This is a genomic window from Paenibacillus sp. HWE-109, from assembly GCF_022163125.1.
Taxonomy (GTDB): Bacteria; Bacillota; Bacilli; order Paenibacillales; family NBRC-103111; genus Paenibacillus_E.
In genome coordinates this window covers 3,374,867-3,397,432 of sequence record NZ_CP091881.1, presented here as the reverse complement: position 1 = coordinate 3,397,432, position 22,566 = coordinate 3,374,867, and the positions used below count along the sequence as shown (strand labels likewise).

At 49.9% G+C, this 22,566-nt stretch carries 21 protein-coding genes; 20 read left to right on the top strand and 1 reads right to left on the bottom strand.

Features of this window, described 5'->3' with window-relative positions; genetic code table 11:
• Nucleotides 1–6 precede the first annotated feature (6 nt).
• The 8 genes from rsmB (at nt 7) to spoVM (ending at nt 7,804) form a co-directional block, all read left to right on the top strand.
• Nucleotides 7–1,464 (top strand): 16S rRNA (cytosine(967)-C(5))-methyltransferase RsmB, encoded by a 1,458-nt coding sequence (rsmB, locus tag LOZ80_RS14190; RefSeq protein ID WP_238172017.1) that lies wholly within the window; start codon nt 7–9, stop codon nt 1,462–1,464.
• A 163-nt stretch (nt 1,465–1,627) separates the two neighbouring features.
• Entirely contained in the window at nt 1,628–2,695 is a 1,068-nt protein-coding gene (rlmN, locus tag LOZ80_RS14185; RefSeq protein ID WP_238172016.1) for a dual-specificity RNA methyltransferase RlmN, read from the top strand.
• A gap of 15 nt (nt 2,696–2,710) precedes the next feature.
• Nucleotides 2,711–3,475, top strand: a complete 765-nt coding sequence (locus LOZ80_RS14180) for a Stp1/IreP family PP2C-type Ser/Thr phosphatase (RefSeq protein ID WP_238172015.1) — start codon at nt 2,711–2,713, stop codon at nt 3,473–3,475.
• A complete protein-coding gene (gene pknB / locus LOZ80_RS14175) occupies nt 3,472–5,595 on the top strand; it encodes a Stk1 family PASTA domain-containing Ser/Thr kinase (RefSeq protein ID WP_238172014.1) in 2,124 nt (707 codons plus the stop codon). Before LOZ80_RS14180 ends, pknB begins: the two co-directional genes overlap by 4 nt.
• On the top strand, nt 5,595–6,524 hold the full coding sequence (gene rsgA / locus LOZ80_RS14170) for a ribosome small subunit-dependent GTPase A (protein ID WP_238172013.1): 930 nt from the start codon (nt 5,595–5,597) through the stop codon (nt 6,522–6,524). The genes pknB and rsgA overlap by 1 nt, the downstream gene beginning before the upstream one ends.
• A 5-nt stretch (nt 6,525–6,529) precedes the next feature.
• Nucleotides 6,530–7,180, top strand: a complete 651-nt coding sequence (rpe, locus tag LOZ80_RS14165; RefSeq protein ID WP_238172012.1) for a ribulose-phosphate 3-epimerase — start codon at nt 6,530–6,532, stop codon at nt 7,178–7,180.
• 15 nt (nt 7,181–7,195) lie between these two features.
• Complete coding sequence (locus tag LOZ80_RS14160; protein WP_238172011.1) at nt 7,196–7,441, top strand: hypothetical protein; 246 nt, start codon at nt 7,196–7,198, stop codon at nt 7,439–7,441.
• Nucleotides 7,442–7,723: 282 nt separating this feature from the next.
• Nucleotides 7,724–7,804 (top strand): stage V sporulation protein SpoVM, encoded by an 81-nt coding sequence (gene spoVM / locus LOZ80_RS14155; protein ID WP_036634233.1) that lies wholly within the window; start codon nt 7,724–7,726, stop codon nt 7,802–7,804.
• 95 nt (nt 7,805–7,899) lie between these two features.
• Here the strand turns inward: spoVM and rpmB are convergent, their stop codons facing one another.
• Nucleotides 7,900–8,088 carry a 50S ribosomal protein L28 gene (gene rpmB / locus LOZ80_RS14150; RefSeq protein WP_090816405.1) on the bottom strand — a complete coding sequence of 63 codons (189 nt, stop codon included), beginning with the start codon at nt 8,086–8,088 and terminating at the stop codon, nt 7,900–7,902.
• A 328-nt stretch (nt 8,089–8,416) separates the two neighbouring features.
• On the opposite strand from rpmB, the gene LOZ80_RS14145 reads away from it, so the two are divergent.
• The 12 genes from LOZ80_RS14145 (at nt 8,417) to LOZ80_RS14090 (ending at nt 22,562) form a co-directional block, all read left to right on the top strand.
• Entirely contained in the window at nt 8,417–8,776 is a 360-nt protein-coding gene (locus LOZ80_RS14145; RefSeq protein ID WP_238172984.1) for an Asp23/Gls24 family envelope stress response protein, read from the top strand.
• A 28-nt stretch (nt 8,777–8,804) separates the two neighbouring features.
• On the top strand, nt 8,805–10,547 hold the full coding sequence (locus tag LOZ80_RS14140) for a DAK2 domain-containing protein (protein ID WP_238172010.1): 1,743 nt from the start codon (nt 8,805–8,807) through the stop codon (nt 10,545–10,547).
• Between the two features lie 47 nt (nt 10,548–10,594).
• Complete coding sequence (locus LOZ80_RS14135; protein ID WP_238172009.1) at nt 10,595–11,452, top strand: DegV family protein; 858 nt, start codon at nt 10,595–10,597, stop codon at nt 11,450–11,452.
• 4 nt (nt 11,453–11,456) lie between these two features.
• Nucleotides 11,457–13,502, top strand: coding sequence for an ATP-dependent DNA helicase RecG (recG, locus tag LOZ80_RS14130; RefSeq protein ID WP_238172008.1), 2,046 nt, complete (start codon nt 11,457–11,459; stop codon nt 13,500–13,502).
• 143 nt (nt 13,503–13,645) lie between these two features.
• Nucleotides 13,646–13,912: a DUF1294 domain-containing protein gene (locus LOZ80_RS14125; RefSeq protein WP_238172007.1), complete on the top strand. Its 267-nt coding sequence runs from the start codon at nt 13,646–13,648 to the stop codon at nt 13,910–13,912.
• Between the two features lie 431 nt (nt 13,913–14,343).
• Nucleotides 14,344–14,631, top strand: a complete 288-nt coding sequence (locus tag LOZ80_RS14120) for a stage VI sporulation protein F (RefSeq protein WP_189019316.1) — start codon at nt 14,344–14,346, stop codon at nt 14,629–14,631.
• 166 nt (nt 14,632–14,797) lie between these two features.
• Nucleotides 14,798–15,349, top strand: a complete 552-nt coding sequence (locus LOZ80_RS14115) for a MepB family protein (RefSeq protein WP_238172006.1) — start codon at nt 14,798–14,800, stop codon at nt 15,347–15,349.
• Between the two features lie 253 nt (nt 15,350–15,602).
• Nucleotides 15,603–16,625 carry an alpha/beta hydrolase family protein gene (locus LOZ80_RS14110; protein ID WP_238172005.1) on the top strand — a complete coding sequence of 341 codons (1,023 nt, stop codon included), beginning with the start codon at nt 15,603–15,605 and terminating at the stop codon, nt 16,623–16,625.
• A gap of 169 nt (nt 16,626–16,794) precedes the next feature.
• Entirely contained in the window at nt 16,795–17,694 is a 900-nt protein-coding gene (locus LOZ80_RS14105) for an ABC transporter permease (protein WP_443147028.1), read from the top strand.
• Nucleotides 17,695–17,706: 12 nt separating this feature from the next.
• On the top strand, nt 17,707–18,585 hold the full coding sequence (locus LOZ80_RS14100; protein WP_238172983.1) for a carbohydrate ABC transporter permease: 879 nt from the start codon (nt 17,707–17,709) through the stop codon (nt 18,583–18,585).
• A 58-nt stretch (nt 18,586–18,643) separates the two neighbouring features.
• Nucleotides 18,644–20,185 carry an extracellular solute-binding protein gene (locus LOZ80_RS14095; RefSeq protein ID WP_238172003.1) on the top strand — a complete coding sequence of 514 codons (1,542 nt, stop codon included), beginning with the start codon at nt 18,644–18,646 and terminating at the stop codon, nt 20,183–20,185.
• 115 nt (nt 20,186–20,300) lie between these two features.
• A complete protein-coding gene (locus LOZ80_RS14090) occupies nt 20,301–22,562 on the top strand; it encodes an AraC family transcriptional regulator (RefSeq protein WP_238172002.1) in 2,262 nt (753 codons plus the stop codon).
• The last annotated feature ends 4 nt before the right edge of the window (nt 22,563–22,566 follow it).

Sequence of the window (22,566 nt, the reverse complement as noted above, 5' to 3'; positions counted from 1 at the left end):
GTTGATTTGTCAACGGAAAAACCAACACGTCCGAAACAAGGACATCAGAAATCGCCGGGGGCTGGCAAGCCCTCTGCATCACAATCATCCTCAGGCGCTGCGAAGAGCAGCGCTGTTAAGCATTCCGCCCGAGAGGCGGCGCTGGATGTGCTGATCCGGGTTGAAGAGAATCACTCGTACAGCAATTTACTTCTGAATCAAATTTTGCAGAAGCATGCGCTGGAACGAGCCGATGCAGGCTTGGCGACGGAACTGGTTTATGGGACGATCGGACGGAGAAATACGATTGATTTCTTTTTGGAGCGTTTTGTGAGCAAAGGGCTGGCGAAGCTGGAGCCCTGGGTTAGATGCTTGCTGCGGCTGAGTTTCTATCAGCTGCATTATTTGGACCGCATTCCCGACCATGCGGTCGTGAGCGAAGCGGTCAATATCGCGAAGCGCCGAGGCCATCAAGGCATCTCGGGCATGGTCAATGGCGTGCTGCGCGCGATCATTCGCAGCAAAGCTGAACTCACATTGCCGGCTGCGCTCGGCGATGTGAAGCGCATAGCGCTGGGCCACTCCCATCCGGAGTGGCTCGTGCGCCGCTGGATTCGTCAGCTCGGCGCTGAGCTGACGGAACAGATCTGTGCGGCGAACAATGAGCCGCCGCATGTGAGCATTCGCGCGAACGCGAGGCGCCGCAGCCGCCTGGAGCTGCTGGAACAGCTCCAGGGCAGCGGCCTCAGCGCGGAAGCGTCAGAGCTGGCCCCGGCCGGCATCCTTGTGCAGGGGGCCGGGAACATGGCTCTGTCCCCCGGCTTCCAGCAAGGGGACTTCTCGATTCAAGACGAGAGCTCGATGCTCGTCGCCGAGGCTCTGGATCCGCGTCCAGGCATGATGGTGCTGGACTGCTGCGCCGCCCCTGGCGGCAAGACCGCGCACATCGCCGAGAAGATGGACGATGTGGGCAAGATCTGGGCTTGTGATCTGCATGAGCACAAGCAGAAGCTGATCGCCGATCAGGCGGAGCGACTGGGGCTGTCGTCTATTCAGACGCTGGTGATGGATGCGGCGAAGCTGGATGAGCACTTTGCGGCGGAGTCATTCGACCGCATCCTGCTGGATGCACCCTGTTCAGGACTCGGGGTCATTCGCCGCAAGCCGGATCTCAAGTGGGCGAAGCAGGAAGCGGAGATCGATGCGATCAGTGAGCTGCAGCACGGTATCTTAAGTCGCGTGCACCGGCTGCTGAAGCCGGGCGGTGTGCTGGTTTACAGCACGTGCACCATCGAGCACGCCGAAAACGCAGGCATGGTCGAGCGATTCCTCGCCGAGCATAGCGAATTCGAACTCGATCCGCTTCCTGCGGATCGTTTCGCGAGCATAGATCCGGCGGCTGCCGCAACCGGCATGGTGCAGATTTTGCCGCAGCAGTTCCACTCGGATGGTTTTTTCATCGCCCGGCTGCGTAAGCGAGCTTAGCCGGGGGAGTTCATTTCCAGCGGAACCACAGACAGGCGGGACAGACGAATTAGGCTGCCAAAGGCATCTCCGGCAGATGAGGATGTGTGTTCGTGCCCGCTTTGTGATAAAATACATGAGATTAGTAAAAAAATAGTCCAAATAACAACAGGTTGTGATAAATATGATTAGTAAAGCAAGTGAGAATGCGAAACCGTTTGTGTATGATTTGAATTGGGATGAGTGGCAGGTTTGGGTGAAGGAGAATGGGGAATCCGCGTTTCGGGCGGGTCAAATTTTTGATTGGCTGTATATCAAACGGGTATTCAGCTTTGATGAGATGTCTAATTTGCCGAAAACGCTGCGCGACAAGCTTAAGGATCAGTTTGAATTCGTTACGCTGACCGAGATTGCCAAATATCAATCCCAAGATGGTACGGTTAAGTTTTTATTTGAGTTGGAAGACAAGAATGCGATTGAAACGGTTGTCATGAAGCACAACTACGGCAACAGTATCTGCGTTACTACGCAGGTGGGTTGTCGTGTAGGCTGCACATTTTGCGCCTCCACGCTGGGTGGTCTCAAAAGGGATCTGAAGCCCGGAGAGATCGTCGCTCAAGTAGTCAAAGCGCAGAAACTGCTGGACGAGACGCAGGAGCGGATTTCTTCCATCGTTATTATGGGGATTGGCGAGCCTTTTGAGAATTATGAAGCTACGATGAATTTCTTGCGCGTCATGATTCACCCTAAGGGATTGAACATTGGACAGCGTCATATTACGGTATCGACAAGCGGGATTGTGCCGAATATTTACAAATTTGCTGATGAAAACTTGCAAGTAAATTTGGCGATTTCGATTCATGCGCCGAACGATAAGCTTCGTTCCAAGCTGATGCCAGTCAACCGTAGATTTCCGTTCGTCGATTTGATCGAGGCTTGTAAGTATTACATTGCCAAAACAGGCAGACGGATTACGTTTGAATATGCCCTCATGGGGGAAGTGAATGACCAACCTGAACATGCTGAGGAGCTTGCGCTGGTATTGAAGGATATGCCGCTTAGCCACGTAAACCTGATTCCGGTGAATTTCGTAGCTGAACGGGATTTCAAACGTACGCCCAGGGATGATATTTTCACCTTCCAGCGTATTCTTGAGAAGGGCAAAATTAATGCCACCATACGCCGCGAACAAGGCAGTGATATTGCAGCTGCTTGCGGACAATTGCGCGCGAAGCATATGGAGAGCAAGTAATGAGGTGAAATCCGGATGAAGATGGTAAGCCGTACGGATATCGGTAAAGTCCGTTTAGTGAATGAGGATCGCGCTACGATACAACATGAGCTCAGTGGCCTTTCTTTGGCTATTGTTGCCGATGGTATGGGGGGACATCAAGCTGGCGATATCGCTAGCCAAATGGCTATCGATATGATTCAAGCTCAGCTGCAGTCGATCCATTGGGGAATGCCCGTTGAAGCTTGCAAGCAGGTGCTAAAGGAAGCCATCGAGCATGCAAATGAGAAGATTTACGAATTTGCCTCGGGGCAAGAAAATTATCACGGGATGGGAACGACAGTCGTTGCTGTTATTGCTTCGCAGGAGCTTATTATTATCGGGCACATCGGCGACAGCCGAGCTTACAAAATAACGGATGACGCGATCACGCAGCTGACGGAAGATCATTCTTTGGTGTATGAGCTTGTGAAGAACGGGCAGATTACGATGGAAGAGGCGGACCATCATCCTAGGCGGAATTGGATTACCCGAGCACTGGGTACAGAACCCGGTGTGGAGGTAGATCTCTATGAATACGCCTGGCGGCCGGGAGAAACTATTCTGATTTGCAGCGATGGTCTGAGCGGTTTGGTCGATGCCAATGAGATTCAGCGAATCGTCAAATCTCATGCCAACTTGGAAGAGGCGGCAGAACATTTGATTCAAAGTGCATTGGATGAAGGCGGAGACGACAATGTAACGGTTGTTTTACTTGCGCATGATCAAGATTCGGACGAAAAAAGGGGTGATGAGAATTGATCGGTAGAAAGCTTGGAGGCCGCTATGAGATCTTGGAGCGCATCGGCGGAGGCGGCATGGCTTTGGTCTACAAAGGGCATGATTTGCTATTAAATCGCAAAGTGGCTGTGAAGGTGCTGCGCCAGCAGTATGTGCATGACGAAGAGTTTATTCGTCGTTTTCGCAGAGAAGCTCAAGCAGCCGCTTCCCTTTCTCATCCTAATGTCGTCAGTATTTATGATGTGGGACAAGAAGAAGACGTGCATTACATTGTGATGGAATACATAGAAGGCAAAACTTTAAATGATTTAATTAAGGAAAAAGCTCCGCTTCAGGTGGAAGACGCTGTTCATTTCGCGAGTCAAATCGCAGATGCGCTTGACCACGCCCACCATAATGAAATCATTCACCGGGATATTAAGCCGCACAATATTCTGATCGGCAAAAACGGCCGCGTGAAGGTGACTGACTTCGGTATCGCCCGCGCTGCTACATCTTCCACCATTACACAAACTGGATCGGTTGTCGGTTCTGTGCATTATTTCTCGCCGGAGCATGCCAAAGGGACGAATACGGGGGAGAAATCCGACTTGTATTCGCTCGGGATTGTGATGTATCAAATGTTGACGGCCAAGCTGCCTTTTCTCGGGGAAAGTCCGATATCGGTAGCGCTCAAGCATTTGCAAGAAGATGTGGAAGAGCCGCGCAAGGTGAACCCGCTCATCCCGCAAAGCGTCGAGAACATTATTCTCAAGGCGATGCGCAAAAAGCCCGAAGAACGCTACCGATCCGCGAAACTCATGATGGAGGATCTGGATACCTGTTTGAATCCGGATCGCCGCAATGAGGCGAAGGTCGCTTTCTGGGATGCCTATGGGATGGACGAAGAGCGCACGCTGGTGATGCCGGCTATTCGCGCCGATCAGTTGGTCCAGTCGTTCGATGATGATGAACCGGAGAAGCCGGAGAAGCCATCCTGGCGTGAAGAGCCAGTTCCTGCCAAAGGCAAAGGCTGGGTTAAGCCGTTAATTTGGATCGTCGTCCTGCTCATGGTGCTTGGCGCGATGTGGTACATGGTAGGGTATGTCAAAGGAATGTTCGCGGTAGAAACCGTCGAAGTGCCGAACGTGATTAACAAACCGCTGATTCAGGCGCAGGCGGAACTAACGGCGGTCAGGCTTGGTTCCACTGTTGAGTATGACACTGACAGCAAACTCGCCAAAGATATTGTGATTCGTCAAGAGCCTAGCGGCATGAAAATGAACGTAGGCACGAAGGTAACCCTCTACGTCAGCAAAGGCGTTCCCAAAATCAAGATGGAGAACTACGCCGGGCAGCCGCTCAAGGATGCTAAGTTGAAACTGAAGGCTCTGGGGATCAATGATGATCAGATTACGATCACCCAAGAGACGACCGAGGATGCTCCAGGTACAATTTTGAAACAAACGCCGCTTGTCGGGGAAGAATTTGAACTGGAGAAAGCAGCCATTACATTTGTCGTCAGCAAAGCCAAGGAAACGTTCAAGATGCCTGATCTTATCGGCATGACGGAAGCGGAAGCGAAGGCGCAGATTGCGAAGCTGAATCTTAAGCTCCCTGTGAATGGCATTACGCGCGAGAAAAGCTATAAAGTCGCCAAAGGCAAGGTCATTCAACAGTTTCCTTTTACCAAAAATCAGGATGTCTCTGTCGGTGCCGAAATTTCTCTGGTGATCAGCGATGGTTTGCCGGAAGATGCCGGTCAATTAACAGTTAGCATTCCTGTGAAGCCGACGACAGAAGGCAAGGATTCCGAGTTCAAAATTGTCGTCAGTGACGCTCAGTATGAGAATTTCGAATACAAAACAGAAAAAGTGTCCAAAGCGCAAAATCTGGACGTGAAAGTCATTGTTTCTCCAGATAAGAAAGCCGTTATCTTGATCAAAGAAGGCGATAGTCTGGTGAACTCTATCACGCGCACATATCAAGATTATTTGGATCAAAAGAGTGGGAAAACGGCATCGCCGAGCCCTACGGTATCGCCTTCCGCCTCGCCCAAACAAAATAATAGCGGGCCGGCAATCCCGGTTGGCAACAATGGAAATGGGCAAGGTCAAGCAGGCGGTACTGCCTCTAAACCACCTACTGGAGGCACAAATTAATGCCGCAAGGAACGATTACCAAAGCTTTGAGCGGTTACTACTATGTTCTGCCCGAAGGGGCGGAACTGGTAGCAGCCAATACGATTACTTGCCGCGGCCGAGGCGTTTTCAAGAACCGAAACATCACTCCGCTTGTAGGAGATCGCGTGTCGTATGAAGAGACAGAGAATGGGGAAGGCACCGTTACGGAAATCCATCCCCGTACTTCGGAATTGATTCGTCCTCCGATTGCCAATGTGAATCTGGTTGTGCTCGTTTTTTCGGTGACAGAGCCCGTCCTGAATTTGCAATTGCTGGACAAGTTTCTTGTTCACATTGAGAATACGGGGATTGACGTGTTGTTGTGTTTTACCAAAAGCGATCTATTGACTGCGGATCCCGACGCTTCCGGCGCCAAGGAGATGACGGTTGCGGAATTAGAACGGATTACCACGCTGTATGAGGGAATTGGCTACACGGTACAAAAGACGAGTTCGAAGCTGCAAGAGGGCGTGGAATCGATTCTGCAGCATCTCGATGGCGCGGTCAGCGTGTTTGCCGGTCAGTCGGGTGTTGGCAAGTCTTCGTTGTTAAATGAGATGATCAGCGGCCTGAATTTGGAGACGAATGCGATTTCTCAGCGATTGGGTCGAGGCAAGCATACAACAAGGCATGTGGAACTGCTCCCTTTAACCAATGGAGGCCTTGTCGCGGATACGCCGGGATTCAGCCAACTGGATTTCATGGAAGTGGAAGCGGATGGCCTGGGGGATTGCTTCAGAGAATTCGCCGCAATCGCCGAAGGCTGCAGATTTAGAGGCTGCATGCATCTGCATGAGCCGGATTGCAAGGTTCGTGATGCGGTAGCCGAAGGAACGATTGCTGCTTCTCGTTATGATCATTACTTATTATTTTTAACAGAAATTAAGGATCGGAAGAGGAGGTATTAGGACGAATGGTTTATGTAGCACCTTCTATTTTATCAGCTGATTTCGCTAAGCTCGGGGCCGAGATTCAAGATGCGGAGCGGGGCGGGGCTGATTGGATTCATGTCGATGTCATGGATGGCCATTTTGTACCGAATATTACGATTGGTCCATTGGTTGTCGATGCGATACGTCCGATTACGAAGCTGCCGCTTGACGTGCATTTGATGATCGAGCAGCCGGATCGCTATATTCCGGATTTCGTTAAAGCGGGTGCCGATTTGATCTCGGTTCATGTGGAAGCTTGCACGCATCTGCACCGGACTCTTCATCTCATCAAGCAAAGCGGCGTGAAGGCTGGAGTTGTATTGAATCCGGCTACGCCGATTTCGCTGATTGAACACGTGCTTGATGAAGAGTTGGATCTGGTTCTGATTATGACGGTGAATCCAGGTTTCGGGGGACAAGCGTTCATCCCGGGGATGCTGAATAAAATTCGTGCGTTGCGAGAACAAGCGAATGCTAAGGGGCTGCACAAGCTTCATATCGAAGTGGACGGCGGGATTAATGAAGTAACAGCCCGCCAGGTGACGGAGGCTGGAGCGGATGTGCTGGTCGCTGGCAATGCGGTGTTCGGGCAAACAGATCGTGCCGATGCTATCCGGCGAATTCGCGGGTAGAGGGGAGCGGAGACGATGAGATTTCTCTGGTTAGTCATGTACAGCGTACTTTGCGCTATTCTGTTGACTTGTTTTTCGAATATCCAATCGGTCACGAAGTATATCTTCTCGCTCGGTACCTTGTATGTGGGGATACGTTTTTTTCGCCAGTTTGAACAAATAGGATTTCGGATCTGGTTTATCGTTCTGACGATACTTTTATATTTTATTTTCAGTTTATGTGTTGCCCTTTACACACAGCTGGGCATAACGCCATCTTAGATGCATACATATAGTTACAAGAGTGAAGCACTCTTGTAGCTTTTTTTGCTTTCTGGAAGCGAATTTAAGGGAGAAAGTAAATTAGAGGGTACTTTTTTACGACCCTGGCATATACTGTTGTAACGATGCTAAGGAGCAGTCATGCAAACAGTGTAGCTTACAAGGCAAGATTTTTCCGAAAAGCGCTAGATCCATGCTCACGAAGTCAGTTTTCTGACGAAAACGCTTAGCCAATGCTCACCATGTCAGTTTTCTGACGAAAACTCTAAGGAGGGGTAGAGAATGAAGTTCTACACAATCAAGCTACCAAGATTTTTGGGTGGATTCGTGAAGGCCGTACTAAATACGTTCAGTAAAAATTAGCAGCCCATACTTAGGTATTCCCCCAGAAAAGCAAAAAAAGCACCGATAAGGTGCTTTTTGTCTTTGTCGAAAGTGTAAGTATCAGAAGCTTGCAATTAAACGCGAGCGACTTTACCGGATTTCAACGCACGAGTACTTACGTAAACTCGTTTTGGTTTACCATCAACGAGGATGCGAACCTTTTGAACGTTAACTCCCCAAGTACGCTTGTTTTTATTGTTAGCGTGGGACACGTGATTACCTGAACCTGGACTTTTACCTGTAATGAAACATTTGCGGGACATGTTTGACACCTCCTTCGGCAGTATACAAAGCAGCCTGGGTGGCAAGCCTAAGCTTGACATGACAGCTTTCCTCAAATTTAGACTTTGCTTCTTGTAATTCATGTTATAATCAGCAAAAACACACTTAGATATAATAGCATAGCAAAAGGAGGCTAGTCAACGAATTACCTGCTTTTTTGCCGTTTATTTATTAAGTATGTTATAGTACAATGAAGATTAGTCCACATTCCTTATACATAGTTGAGGCAGATTTGTTCGTGCAAGGCGGGAATGGGAGTTACAAAAGTTAATCTTGCTTAATGGGAAATTTGAAGGAGTTGTTTAGATGATGCCAATTGAACTCACAACCGAGTATGGAAAAGTGTACATTACCAATGAAGTGATTTCAACCCTGGCGGGTTCCGCTGCGCTAGACTGTTATGGACTTGTAGGCATGGCAACTAGAAAGCAATTGAAAGACGGGATAGCCGAGCTGCTGGGCCGGGACAATTTAAGCCGCGGTGTCGAAGTTCGTCGTGATAATGGACGACTTGAGATTGACCTTTATATTATTGTCAGCTATGGAACCAAAATATCCGTAGTTGCAGGTAACGTCCAAACGAAAGTTAAATATATTTTGAATGAAGTCGTAGGGCTTCATGTGGACGATGTGAATATTTTTGTTCAAGGCGTTCGAGTAGCTAAATAAAAGCCCGTAACCAGGAAGGGGAATCACTTTGAGTAAGCGCTTTATTTCAATAAATGGAAATGACTTCACTGCCATGGTCTTGGCGGGTGCAGATAACCTGCGCAGAAATGTAGACAAGGTTAATGGACTGAACGTTTTCCCTGTACCCGATGGAGATACCGGCACCAACATGAACTTAACCCTCACGGCAGGTTGTGAGGAACTGAAAAAGAAGCCATCCTCTCATATTGGGAAAGCAGCTGATGCATTGTCCAAAGGGTTACTGATGGGCGCCAGAGGCAACTCGGGGGTTATTCTATCACAGTTGTTTCGCGGATTTGCGAAGCACGTGCATGATCTTGAGCATGTAAATGTACAGCAATTTGCAGCCGCGCTGCAGCAAGGTGTAGAAACAGCCTACAAAGCGGTTGTCAAACCGGTAGAAGGCACGATTTTGACCGTATCCAAAGAAGCAGCTAAGCACGCTGTGCTGTATCGCCGCGGAGGCGATATTCTGGATCTTATGCAAGAGGTTCTGAGCAAAGCGAAGGAAGCACTTGCCAGAACGCCTGAGCAGCTTGCTGTGCTCAAACAAGTGGGTGTGGTAGATGCAGGCGGTCAGGGACTTGTATGCGTCTATGAAGGCTTTGTGGCGTCGCTGAGCGGCGGTCTGGTTCAGGTAGAGGATGACTATGCAACGATGGATACACGATTGGACGCTGTTTCCCTCGTTCCAGGCATGAATTTGGCCAAGGAAGTGCATGCGCATCTTCCTGCGCAAGCTCATTTGGCTACGGAAGATATCGAATTCGGCTATTGTACGGAATTCATGCTGACGATTACGCCAGGCAAGGTCAAAGGGATGACCTTCCATGAAGGGACTTTCCGCGATCAACTGAGCAAGCTGGGAGATTCGCTGCTCGTTGTTGCCGATGATGAGTTGGTGAAGGTGCATATTCACGCCGAATATCCAGGTGAAGTCATGAACCAAGCGATGAATTACGGCGCTCTGAGCCGTATCAAAATTGAAAATATGCGCGATCAGCATTCACATATATTGGAAGATTTAGCAGACGGGTACGAGGCGCCGCCTTCGGTGGCTGTCGAAACGCTAGGAGCGTCTACGCCAAGAAAAGCGTATGGCTTCGTTGCGGTAGCTCTGGGGGACGGGATTACGGATATTCTGTCCAGCGTTGGTGTCGATGTGGTGTTGTCCGGCGGGCAAACCATGAATCCGAGTACAGAGGATATTGTGAATGCCGTGAACAGCATTGATGCAGAAACCATCTATGTGCTGCCGAACAATTCGAATATTATATTGGCGGCGCAGCAGGCTGTGGAGTTGGTGGACAACAAGACACTGGTTGTGATCCCGTCCAAATCGATTCCGCAAGGTTTGGCCGCGATTCTGGCTTTCCAAGAGAAGGCGGACGCCCATACGAATACGGCAGCAATGAACGATTCACTCAGACGTGTCAAATCGGGCCAAGTTACGTATGCCGTGCGGGATACGAACATGGATGGCATTGAGATTAAGCAGGGGCATTTTATCGGCATCCAAGATGGCCGGATTGTGTCGTCCCAGCCGAGTCTGATGGACGCTTGCAAAAAGCTGTTGGAAGAAATGATTGAAGAAGGCAGCGAAATTGTTACTATCCTCACGGGAGAAGATGCCAAGGAGGAAGAAACCGAGGAACTTGAAGCGTTCATCCAGGCCATGTACCCAGATATCGAAGTTGAGCTTCATCCAGGTGGACAGCCTTTGTACGCGTACCTGTTCTCCGTTGAGTAACGATTGCATAGGCAGTGGACCAAATGCGAGAAATGGAGTGAGCCCGGTTGACTAACATTCGTATCGTAACGGACAGTACAGCGGACATCCCTTCGGCACTGAGGCAGGAGCTTCAGATTGCGATGGTGCCGCTTAAGATTCATTTTGGCGATGAGCAATATTTGGATACGGTGACGCTGCAGTCGGAGGAATTTTATCCTAAGCTGGTTTCGTCGCCTCATTTTCCTCGAACATCACAGCCCTCCCCGGCCGAGTTTCTGACTGTTTATCAAAGCTTGCTGGAGGAGCCGGATACGGAGATTATCTCGATCCATCTGGCTTCGGTCCTGAGTGGAACGTACCAGTCCGCTTTGCTGGCCTCCACGATGCTGGAGGATACACCTGGCAAGGTGCATGTGGTGGATTCCCGTTCTGCTTCCTATGGAATCGGTGCGCTGGTCGTAGCTGCTGCAAGGGCGGCTAGAGAAGGGAAAAGTGCAGCGGAAATTTTGGCGCTTGTCCAAACGATGAGAGAGAACTTTTACATTTATTTTCTTGTGGATACGCTGGAATTTCTGCAAAAAGGCGGCCGAATCGGCAAAGCCTCTGCACTGTTCGGTTCCTTATTAAATATTAAGCCGATCCTTTCCTTGGATCGCGAGGGTGAAGTAGCGGCCATTGATAAGGTGCGCGGTCACAAAAAAGCAATTGCACGCATTCTGGAGCTGCTGGCTGCTGATATTCCGAGCCGCAGCATTCGCAGCATGCACATTGCTCATGCCAACAATAGGGAAGGCGCGGAGCTGCTGCGAGAAGCGATTATGCAGCAATTCGCTGTGGAGCATGTGGACTATATTACTTTAGGTCCGGTGATTGGCGCACATGCAGGTCCAGGCACTATCGCAGCCTTCGTCAGTACGGTGTAAGCCTATGGATTTAAATCAAATTGCAGTACGCGAAGTCCATGGTGTTGGCGCTCAGAAGGCACTTGAGCTAAACGCCATGGGCGTTTTTACGGTTATGGATTTATTGGAATATGTGCCGTTCCGGTATGAGGATTACACGGTCCGTGATTTGGCGAGCGTGAAGGACGGCGACCGCGTCACCGTGAAGGGGTATATCATCGGCGAGCCGGTGCTGCAGCGTTACAGCGGCAAGTCCCGATTATCCTGCAAGGTGATGGTGGATGAGTTCCTGCTGACGGCGGTGTGGTTCAACCGCCACTTCTTGAAGGACCGCTTGCGGCCGCAGCAGGAGATTATCCTCACTGGCAAGTGGGACGGCAAGCGCAGGCAAATGAGCGTGTCCGATTCAGAGTTTCCCGGACAAGGGGATTCGAATACCGGCACGATCCAGCCGGTTTATTCGGTTGCGGGCTCGATTACACAGAAGTGGATGCGCAAGGTCATTGCGCAGGCGCTGACACAGTACAGCGCCATGATCAGTGAAGTGCTGCCGGAGAGCCTGACCGGCAGGTACGGCTTCATGCCGCGCAGCAAGGCGCTGGCGGTCATCCACACGCCGAGTGGCGTGGAGGAAGGCAAGCAGGCGCGCAGGCGCATGGTCTATGAGGAGCTGTTCCTGTTCCAGCTCAAACTGCAGGCTTACCGCGCCGTGACGCGCAACCGGGCGGACGGGCTTAAGCAGCAGGTGGACTTGCCTGCTGTCCGCGCGTTCGTGCGCGCGCTGCCCTTCCAGCTGACGGAGTCGCAGAAGAAGGTCGTCGCTGAGCTCCTGCACGACATGCAGGAGCCTTACAGCATGAACCGACTGCTGCAGGGCGATGTCGGTGCGGGCAAGACGATCGTTGCGGCCATAGGCCTCTACGCGACGGTGAAGGCTGGCTACCAAGGCGCGCTGATGGTGCCGACGGAGATCCTGGCCGAGCAGCACAATCGCTCGCTGACCAGCTTGTTCGAGCCCTACGGGCTTCAGGTGGCGCTGCTGACCGGCAGCTCGACCGATCGCCAGCGGCGGGATCTGCTGGCTTCCTTGCAGATGGGCCTGATCGACGTGCTCGTCGGCACGCACGCGCTCATCCAAGAGGATGTCCTCTTCCGCCAGCTGGGACTGGTTGTGACGGATGAACAGCATCGCTTCGGGGTGAACCAACGCAGCATTCTGCGGCGCAAGGGGATGCAGCCCGATGTGCTGACGATGACGGCGACGCCGATTCCGCGCACGCTGGCGATTACCGCCTTTGGCGACATGGATGTGTCGACGCTGCGCGAGCTGCCGAAGGGGCGCAAGCCGATCAAGACGTACGCGGTTCAGCATGCGATGCTGGAACGCGTGCTCGGCTTCATTCAGCGCGAGGTGGCCGCAGGCCGGCAGGCGTATGTGATTTGTCCGCTCATTGAAGAGTCGGACAAGCTCGACGTGCAGAATGCGATCGACGTCCACATTCAGCTGCAGCAGCACTTCCCGCAGATGCGGATCGGCCTGCTGCACGGGCGGATGAGCGCGCAGGAGAAGGAAGCGATCATGCGCGCGTTCAAGGAAGGGACCGTGGAGGCGCTCGTCTCCACCACGGTCATCGAGGTTGGCGTGGACGTGCCGAACGCCACGCTGATGGTTATCTACGACGCCGACCGCTTCGGCCTGTCGCAGCTGCACCAGCTGCGCGGGCGGGTTGGCCGCGGCGAGCACCAGTCCTTCTGCGTGCTCATCGCCGACCCGAAGACGGAGGTCGGCAAGGAGCGCATGAAGGCGATGACGGAGACGACGGACGGCTTCGAGATAGCCCGCCGCGATCTGGAGCTGCGCGGGCCGGGGGACTTCTTCGGCACGAAGCAAAGCGGGCTGCCGGAGTTCCGTATCGCCGACATGATGGCGGATTTCGAAGTTATGGAAGAGGCGCGCGATGATGCGGCGGAGCTGGTGGGCGACTCGTCCTTCTGGACCGGGGCGTCTTTCCTGGGGCTGAGAGCCTACTTGGAGCGTTCGCATATTTTTGATAGCGAAGTGCTGGATTAGCAGCGAGGGTTTTGCAGCGTTTTGCGGGTAGTCATTGCCGGTCCTGATTTTTGCGTGTTAGCCGTAGATATTGACCGCATGCGCGTTCGCTTTTAAGATAGATAGTAGAATCTACTATTTTTTGAAATGAAGGTGTCCCGCATTTGACTTATTTTCTTGTTTATTTATTGCTGATGAATATCATTACGTTTATAGAAATGGGACATGACAAAGGACAGGCCAAAAAAGGCGGTCGCCGCGTGCCGGAGAAACGGCTGTTTACCTTGGCTGCGCTCGGTGGCGGAATCGGCGGTTGGCTGGGGATGCGCGTATGGCGTCATAAAACCAAACATACCTCGTTTGTGATTGGTATTCCGTTGCTCGTTGTACTCAATTGTATCTGTGTTATTCTTATTGCCATTTATATGTAAAATGTGAGAGGTTGTCTCCAAAGGTGAAAAAACCGGCGAGCAGCCTCTTGTTTTTTGGATAGAGATTCCCTGTCTGCTGCTGCATCGACCAAGATTAGCTGCTTACCCTGTATCAATGCTGGCCTAGGAAGGCTATCTGTGTCTATCTTGGAGATATTCGCTTCCTACACTGGATTTATCCAATGGATTTCACCATTTGCGATGAAAATGTCAAGTTCCATTGGACAAATCCAGTGGAAATCTCAGAAATAGCCTGGATTGGGCGATTCCAAGGCAATCGATTGGATATATCCAACGGATCGACCATGCAACCTCGCTAAAACTGATTTTGATTGGATAAAATCCATTCTTTCGAAGGTTTCTGATTCGAGTCAAGTTCGCCTCGCTGCATTCATATGCTAGTAGCAGGACAGCTGATCGGAGGTGGGAACATGAGCTATCAACAGTATGGCATCGATCCCGCGCTCGTGGAGCGTGTGAAGTTCAAAATGAAGAACCCAGAGATCAAGGAACGTATCAAAATGCTGCTGCAGGGCGTCACCAAGGCTGATTTGCAAAACCATGCGAAAGTTACACGCTTAATCGGGCTTGCTGCCAATATCTTAGGCGAGAAGCTGAACGGCAACCAGACGACGCAAGTCTTGGAGTTTATTATTGCGCAAAAGATTGATCCTTCCAACACCTTTCACTTAATCCGACTGTGGGCGATGTTTCGTTAAGCGAAGCAGCATGCACGATGTACATGAACTATGCGCCATGCCCCTTGCACTACGCACTGTACACCATGTATCCGAGCTGAGTCGCTCTGGTGCATGGTGTATTTAATGAGAGGTTGAGAATGGCAGAGAAAGGGTGATTCCAATAGATAAGGAAATTTGTAAGGCAGTGGAAACGGGTGTTAATGATCCAATTTCTTGGTCCTACCCAGACACACTTCACAGTGATCTGCTTGCCGCCAAGAGATTGGTCTATAACTTGTGCGGATATGAGTGTTCTCAACCACTCTCCGAAGCCCAAAATGCTGAATATGGAGCCTATTTGTTCAAAGCAAACTCACACTTTATCCGATTTCGTGTTGCTAAAATTACTCCCACGAAAGTCGGACAATTTGTAACGCTATGGCAAAGAATAGGGGCTGGAAAGCCACAACCGTATGATGTATCAGAACCAGTGGAATTTTTCGTTATCAGCACACGGGATGGCAATAAATTTGGTCAATTTGTGTTTCCCAAAAATGTTCTGTTACATCGCAATATCATATCCAATAAAGGTGAAGGTGGGAAACGTGGCATGCGTGTCTACCCGTCTTGGGACAAGCCTACAAGCCTTCAGGCTCAAAAAACTCAGACATGGCAGTTAGCATATTTTCTTGAAATACCAGCAAACGAACCGATAAATTGTGTTCATGCTAGAATGCTTTACAGCCAAAACAAATAAGCTCAACTCTAATGCCGCGTATATCGCGGTTTTTTTGTTTTATGGGATATATTCGCTCAGATGTTGAATTCCAGCCCCTTCGCTAATGATTACCCTGACTCGCTGAGGATTACTTCACTCATTTCTCCCTAACTCGCTCGGTAATGATTGTAGACGGTTATTGGCAGGAGGGGCTAAGCTCAAGCTAATCAGTCGCAACCACCCATTGCGACCGGATGATAGCAGCACAATATGTCATAGGAGGAAGCGCGCTATGAGCTTCGATAAATACGAGGATTCAATCCGAGCTAAACGTCAATTTGAGGGAGATCGCGATAACCGCTACTCGCCCTACTGCGACCTGATTTATTATCCTTCTTCTAGAGATCCGCAGCTTAGGTTGGCAATGCGAGTCTTAAAACCGCATAAGCCTTCGCGCATTCTAGTGACGACTCATGGTTGGCACATGAGTATACCGCCATTCGAATATAAGAATACGGCTTACAATGTCGGGTATCTTACGATTGAAGTGGATATGCGGGGGAGGGCTTTCTCAGATGGCAATCCAGACTGTAATGGTTGGGAGCTGCTGGATGTCATCGATGCCGTGAATTATGTGCGCAAACATTATCAGGACTGCATTATAGATCCCGATGTGGTGTATTTTGAGGGCGGAAGCGGCGGGGGCGGAAACGCCTATGCGATTGTCGGCAAGTTTCCAGATTTTTTTGCAGCGGCTACGGCGATGTGCGGAATTACGGATTACGCCGTTTGGTATGACAATGATGCCATTGGAGAATTCCAAGATGAATTGGATGTATGGATAGGCTTTCCCCCGCAGGCTGATCCAGAAGCCTACAGGTCTCGGAGCGGCATAACGCTGGCGGAGAATCTGCGCACGCCATTATTTATCGCTCATGGCGAAACGGATATTCGAGTTCCGGTAGAACACGCGAGAATGTATATGAATCGTGTCCGACAGCTGGCATTTAACGAACGAGTAAGCTATCTGGAGCTAGAGGGGGTAGGGACGCGGGAGCATTGGGGGAATGCGTCTGAAGAGCAGATGGGACGGATGATGGAACTAAGCGAAAGGAATCGGCTTCGCAACGCCAGTCCCATTGATATTCCTGATCAAGGTTCCTTTATTGTGGCAGGCTATCTCATCACGAAGAAATTCGCCGTTGTGCTTGATTCTTTGGATAAAGTAGCTAGCGTGCACTATGATCTGAACAAAAATGAATTTATCGTGACCGGAGATCGCGTCGGAGGCTATTCGATTCATCGATGGGAATGATCGTCGGTGAAAGCTAAAACAGCCAGGCGAGCTTCGAGCCGTCAAAGATAACACTGGAGGATAAACCCATGGAAATAACTGCTTATACGATGCTTGTCTGTGAGCCTATTACCCAAAAGATCGCTGGGCTGGAAGAGAATCCTTCCATAAGAGAGTCCGCATGAGGGGGATGGCGATGAAGATTGTTCTCCGCGACCGCTGGCTGTATCTCATGCTCTTGCCGGGCATTGTGTATTTCTTGCTGTTTAAATATTTGCCGATGTGGGGTGTATTGATCGCTTTCCAGAATTACCAGCCTTTTCTTGGCTTTTGGCATAGTGATTGGGTGGGAATGAAGCATTTTATCCGGTTTTTTAATGAGCCAACGTTCTGGATGCTGTTTCGCAATACAGTTATGCTGGCGCTGTATAACCTGATTTTTTTCTTTCCGCTGCCGATTGCAATCGCTTTGATGCTCAATGAGGTTCGCAAGGAATTTCTGAAACGATTCGTTCAGACGATGATTTATATCCCGCATTTCTTCTCGTGGGTCGTTGTTGTCGGTATTTTCTATCTGCTCTTTACAGTGGAAGGAGGTGTGGTGAACGAGGCGATTGTAAGGTTGGGCGGGGAAAAGGCGAACTTCCTCATCAGTGCGGATTGGTTCCGAACGTTAATTATGACCGAGGTGATCTGGAAGGAGACTGGTTGGGGTACGATCATTTTCCTTGCCGCCTTGGCTGGCGTGGATCCTGGCTTGTATGAAGCTGCCAAAATCGATGGGGCGGGACGCTGGCGTCAGCTCTGGCACATTACATTGCCGGCGATTCGCAACACGATTGTGATCTTATTGATTTTACGGTTGGGTCACTTCCTGGATACGGGCTTCGAACAGATTATCCTGATGCTCAATGCGATGAATCGCGAGGTTGGCGAAGTTTTTGATACGTATGTGTATTCCGTGGGGATCAATCAGGCGCAATTCAGCTACAGTACGGCCGTTGGTCTGTTCAAATCGCTGGTTGGCTTGATTCTGGTGCTGGCAACGAACGCACTGGCCAAGAAGTCTGGAGATGAAGGAATTTATTAATAGGAGGAGAGCCTGATGAAAGACCGCACGTGGGGTGGACGGTTATTTGACATAACGAACATTTCCTTATTAATTTTGTTCTCAGCGCTGACTGTGCTTCCGTTTCTCTACATGGTGCTGGGCTCATTTGCGTCATCGGAGGAATTTGCCAAGCGAGGTATGGTTCTGATACCGACCAAGTTTTCACTGGAGGCTTACACCTATATTTTCTCGACGAAGACGATTGTCCGCAGTTTATTTAATACGATTTTCATAACCGTGGTGGGGACGTTCATCAATTTACTTTTTACGGTGCTGATGGCGTATCCGCTTGCCCGCAAGGAACTGCTCTGGCGCAAGCCGATTATGCTGATGATCATCTTCTCCATGCTGTTCAGCGGGGGAATGATTCCGACCTTTCTTGTGGTCAAAATGCTGGGCTTAATGAATTCGCTCTGGTCCCTGCTGATTCCAGGGGCGATTAGCGCCTTCAATCTGATTATCCTGAAAAATTTCTTTCAGCAGATGCCCGAAGGCATCGAGGAGTCAGCCAAAATCGACGGCAGTAATGATGTCGGTATTTTATTCAAAATTGTACTGCCCTTATCATTACCGGCAATTGCCACCTTTTCGCTATTTTATGCAGTAGGACATTGGAACTCCTTTTTCTCTGCAATTCTGTATATCAATGATACGACGAAATGGCCAATTCAGGTCATTTTGCGTCAAGTCGTCATTATGGCCGAGGGGGGAATCGGCGATTCCAGTCAAGTGAACGACGCGTTCGTCATTCCTCCGCAATCGATCAAGATGGCTGTTATTACGGTATCGACGCTGCCGATTTTGATTGTGTATCCATTTTTACAAAAGCATTTCGCTAAAGGGGTTTTATTGGGTTCGGTTAAAGGATGACGCAGGACGGGTTATCTTTTAATATAAAACTGAGGGAAGTATAGGGAGGCTTACAGAAATGACAGAACGCAGTGGACGACAAGCAAGTGGTTGGAGTGTTGCCGGAGCAATTGTACTTGCGGCAGGGTTACTTGCAGGATGCAGTCAAGGCGGGGATGAATCGGCGAATGCTTCGGCGTCTCCGCAAGGCACGGTAGGGTCGGCGAAGCCTATGGAACCGCTTAAGCTGTCCATGATGAACATGTATTACTCGGCTGAACCACCGAAAGCGGATAACGAAGCGGTCAAAATGATTGAGGAATATACAGGGACCAAGCTTGATATCACCTGGGTGCCGAATTCCGCTTATAATGACAAAATCAATGCTACGATTGCCGCAGGCGAGCTTCCCCAGATTATGATGATTGCCAGCAATAAGAGCCAAAGTATTGTCAACGCAGTAAAGTCCGGCATGTTCTGGGAAGTGGGTCCTTATCTGAAGGAGTATCCCAATTTAAGCAAGCTGAACCCTCTTGTTCTGAACAATATTGCTGTTGACGGCAAGACGTACGGCATCTTCCGCAGCCGTCCGGTTGCACGGGAAGGAATCATTTTACGCAAGGACTGGCTAGAGTCGGTAGGGCTGAGCGAGCCTAAGACAATCGACGATTTCTATGGTGTAATTAAAGCGTTCAGCACGAAGGACCCGGATAAGAACGGGAAGAATGATACGTTTGGCATGTATGAAGGAAGAGGGATGAATGGCTTCCAAACGATTCTGGGCTGGTATGGGGGTCCCAATCTATATGGCGTGCAAGACGATAAGATTGTACCTGACTTTATGAGCAAGGAATATGTGGATGCGCTCAAGTTCTATAAACGTCTGTATGATGAAAAGCTGATCAATCAGGACTTCGCCGTTGTACCGGGAACGAAGCGCCAAGAAGCAATCAATCAGGGCAATGCCGGATTAATCATCAGCACACTGGACGATGTAAACGCTGGATTCAATGATCTGGCCAAAGCGAATCCCAAAGCTGAACTTGATGTAGCCAGTAGAATCAAGGGCCCCAAAGGTGAGAGATTGATGCTGTTCAACGGCGGATACGTGGGCACATATATGTTCCCGAAAACGAGTGTCAAAACCGAGAAAGATCTCAAAAATATATTAGGTTTCTTGGATAAATTGGCTGATGCCAAGATGCAAAATCTATTCGAATGGGGCGTAGAAGGCAAACATTATAAGGTGGAAAATGGAAAGCCAGCAAGGACAGATGGCAAAGCTTACGAAACCGATATTAATGCCATATACCAACTCCGGTTTGATGATGGCGCTTTAGTTACAGCTGGAGAAGACGCTTCAATCGTCAAAAAGTATAAGCAAATGTTCAAAGATAATGCGGCTATCGCTGTCCCCAATCCGGCAGAGTCGTTCCAATCCGCTACACTCGCGGAAAAAGGCTCCGAGTTAACCAAAATCATTCAAGATGCCAGAATTAAATTCATTATGGGCAACATTGACGAGGCGGGCTGGAATCTGGCTCTGGAGCAGTGGCGCAAAGGCGGTGGGGATAAAATTATCGAGGAATACACCACACAGTATAAGGCGTTCAAAAAATAAAGCGGGGTTTAGCTGGCTGTGCGCGGATGGCTGAATTACAATGAGAGAAAGGAATTCACGCTGCGTGCGGCAGTGAGTTCCTTCGTATTTCGAAACCATGGAGGTTTGGCCCATCATGAGAATCCGTCCACCCAAATTCTTGTTTCGGTTGTTTCTATTCAGCATGCTGCTGGGAACACTTCCGGTACTTGTACTAGGCGTGCTGTCCTATCAGAAATCCTCTGAGATCATTCAGGATAAAGTCGCGAAGGGAAACATGCTGAATCTCGAGCAAACCCAGCAACGGGTGGAGCAGATTCTGAAGACAGCGGACAAATCGGCGGTGCAATTCATCAGTGCCTCCTTGGTGAGTTCAGCCATGAATATGCAGCTAACCCCGGACCAATTCGAAACGGTCAATGGCTTGCTGCAGGGACTGCATCAGCTGCAAAGTTTCGATCTGGGCATCTATGATGTGCTGCTGGTCAGCTTGAATCAGGGTTGGGCGATTAACAACAGCACCGAAGTATTCAGACTGGATAGCTTCGCGCAAGCGGAGATGGTGAGGAATTACGCCAAATATGGCAAGACCAGCTTCTGGACGATTGCAGAAGCAGAGGGGCAGGTGCATATGGTTAAAAAGCTTCCTCTGCATTCGCTTGTTCCTTCGGGGTTAATGATTATGAAGTTCCAAAGCAAAGAGCTGAATAAACTGCTCGCCAACAATAGCGACCTTGGTGAAGTGATGATTCTCAATGAGGAGGGGGTGGTGCTTGCGCACAGCAATCCGGCCTATATTGGGAAAGATTTCAGCCATGCTGCTGAGCTGCAGTCTCTTCTGCAGGGGACAGATGCGATCGGCACCTATCATACGAGTGTGAGTGGCGATGTCGGCGTAACCTTCCGCAAGTCCCCTTACAATGGGTGGACCTATGTTTCCATATCGTCAGTTGATCTCATAACGAAGGATTCCAAAGTGATTGAATGGTATACCTATACAGCATGCTTGCTGATTCTTGCCGTCACGATGCTGCTATCCTGGTTAGGTTCGAGGAGAATGTACGGCCCAATCAGCCGATTGTACCGCTCTCTTCAGGCGGAGCCAGAGCAGGCGGCTTATCATAATCGCGACGAGCTTCAATATATTGGGAGTCAAGTTCATGAGATGCTGCATACCAAACATCGCTTGACCGGTATTATCGAAGGACAGCAGCGGCAGGTGGAGGAGCTGTTCATGATCAAGCTTTATCAAGGGGAGGTGAGAGCCAAGGAGATTAAGGAAAGGTTGGGCGTATTTACGGATAAGGAAGCCTGGAAACAGGTATGTGTTATGGCCGTCCAAATTGATACGCTTGAAGACACTCGGTATGCGGAGATGGATAAAGACCTGCTGCTGTTTGCGATTAATAATATGGTTGGAGAAATCGTGCCATCGTCTGCAAGGCTGAAACCGACGGTTATTCATCATACACAGGTTACGCTGATCGGCAGAACGGGATTGTCCGAGGATTCGTATAAGAAGCAGATCAACGATTGGGCGGCTGAGATTAGACAGAAGGTGGAACAATTTCTGGAATTAGGAGTTAGTGTGGGCATTAGCCGGTTTTACCCTACGGTTGAGTCCGCCCAGATGGCCTATCAGGATGCAACAGAAGCGCTGAAATATACGATTCGCACAGGACCGGGTTCTGTCATTCATATTGTCGATGTAGAGCCGGAGGGGACGATTCTGTCCCGTTTTCCCCATCGGATTGAGCAGGAGCTGCTGGATGCTGTGAAGTTGGCGGATTTCGCGCAAGCGGATCTGCTGTTGGACGATTATTTGCAAGAGGTCTTTCAGGAAAAAGTAGGGCATCGGGAATATTTTGTTCCACTGACGGCATTCTTGATGGATTTGATTCGAATGGCGCAGCATCTGGGTGAGCCGATAGAGTCGTTGTATGACGGGGAGAAATCGCTGATCGATCAATTGTACCGATTGAAGACGATCATGGAGATTGGACAATGGTTCCGGTTAACGCTTATCTATCCGATGATGGAATTGTTGGAAAAGAAACGTAAACACCAGTACGCCAAAATCTCCGATCAGATGTTGGCGATGATTCATCAGGAGGCGGAGACAGATCTATCACTCGATCTATGCGCATCCAGGCTGGGCTATCATCCAGATTATATCCGGGGGGTGTTCCGTAAAGAGGTAGGCGTGAATTTCAGCGATTATGTCTCGAGCTTCCGCTTGCAGCTGGCCAAGACGATGCTGGTGGACACGGAGCTGAAGATTGCCGAGATTGCCGAGAGATTGCATTATAACAATTCCCAGAATTTTATTCGTTATTTTCGCAAGCAAGAAGGAATTACACCCGGACAATACCGGGAAAAATACCTTTCCAGGGAGTGATGAT